At 80.3% G+C, this 1,706-nt stretch carries 1 protein-coding gene; it reads left to right on the forward strand.

The genetic code is table 11. The features are described from left to right. Positions 1-79: 79 nt before the first annotated feature. A complete protein-coding gene (gene eccB, locus EBN88_RS29745; protein ID WP_122400071.1) occupies positions 80-1,555 on the forward strand; it encodes a type VII secretion protein EccB in 1,476 nt (491 codons plus the stop codon). The last annotated feature ends 151 nt before the right edge of the window (positions 1,556-1,706 follow it).

Genomic DNA, 1,706 nt, shown 5'->3' on the forward strand with positions numbered 1-1,706 from the left:
CGGCCGCCGGCCTCGCCCGGCTCGGCGCCGGGCCGGGCGCCCAGCGAGCCACCACCGACCGGAGCCGGACACCCTAGAGATGGCCACGACACGCGAACAGGCGGAGGCGTACGGATACGCCAACCGCCGCCTGAGCACCGCCCTCTTCCGGGGCGCCGACGAGGCCCGCCTCGACCCGCGCCGCCGGCACCACCGCGCGCTCGGCGGCGGGGTGGCCGTCGCGGTCCTGATCATGGCCGGGTTCGGCATCGCCGGCTGGCTCGGCGGCGGGCGCGGCCCGGACCTGCCGGCCGGCGGCGCGGTGGTGGCCGGCACCGGCGGCGATCCCTATGTGATCGTCGAGGGCGTCGCGCACCCCGCGCTCAACCTGGCCTCGGCGCTGCTCGCCGGCGGCGGCCAGCTGACCGAGGTGCGCCGGGCGACCCTCGACGAGGCGCCGCGCGGGCTGCCGGTCGGCATCCCCGGCGCCCCCGACGCGCTCCCGGACGCCGACGACCTGCTGGACGGCGAGTGGACGCTGTGCGCCACCCCGTCCGAGGCCGGCGGCGACCCGGTGGAGACCGCCCTGTATGTCGCGGTGCCGGGCGTCGCGCCGACCGGGCCGGGGGCGACGCTGCTGGCGGCGGCGGAGGACGGCGGCCGGTGGCTGCTGACGGAGGGCCGCCGTTACGCGCTCGGGGAGACCGAGGCCGAGGCGCTCGCGCTGCGCGGGGCGCCGGTGCGGCTGCCCCGGGAGGTCCTCGCGACCGTGCCGGAGGCGCCGGCGATCGCCGTCCCCGAGCCGGACGAGGCGTATGGCACGGAGCCGACCGTCGAGCTGCCGTTCGACGCCGTGGTCGGGGACGTGGCGCACACGCCGGAGGACGCGCCGGCGCGGCGCTGGTTCGTGGTGCGCCCCGACGGCCTGGTCGCGGTCCCCGAGGTGGTCTACGCGCTGCTGTCGAGCACGGCGGGCGCCGACCACGAGATCGGCGCCACCGACGCGACCCGGGCGCCCCGTTCCGCCGAGGCCGCGCCGGGCGAGGCGGCGTGGCCGGAGGCGTTGCCGGTCGTGGACGAGCCGGAGCGGGACCGGCCGGTGTGCGTCAGCACGCCGCCGGGCAGCCGGCCGGGCGACGCGCCCTGGCAGGCCACCGCGCATCTGCCGGCGGAGATGCCGGAGCCGGCGGACGTCGCGCCGGTCGAGGCGTCGCGGGGCGGGCGGCTCGGGCTGCTCGACCGCGTCTATGTGCCGGCCGGCGCGGGCGCGTTGGTGCGTTCCACCGCCTCGGGCGGCGGCGCCGGCACCTACACCCTGGTCACGGACGGCGGCACCGCCTACCCGCTCGCCTCGCCGGACGCGGCGCGGCGGCTGGGCTACGACCCGGAGGCGGCGCCCTCCGTGCCGCGCGCCTACGCCGAGCTGCTGCCCACCGGACCGGTCCTCGACCCGGTGGCGGCGACCCGGGAGCAGGACGGCACGCCGGAGGACGAGGCGCCGAGGGACGACGCTTCGGAGGACGGCGGCGAACGGGCGGACGGCGCGCGGGAGTCGGACGAGGAGGAGGCCGAGTGAACGGGACACCGGCCGGCGCATCGGCGGGAGCCCGCGCCGACAACGCGCCCGGCGCACGGGACGGGAACGCGCCCGGCGCACGCACGAGAAACGCGCCCGGCACGCCGCCCGGGGACCGGCCCGCCGGCGGGCGGCGGTTCGGCCGCGCGCG

Source organism: Streptomyces triticirhizae (assembly GCF_003696235.1).
Lineage (GTDB): Bacteria > Actinomycetota > Actinomycetes > Streptomycetales > Streptomycetaceae > Streptomyces > Streptomyces triticirhizae.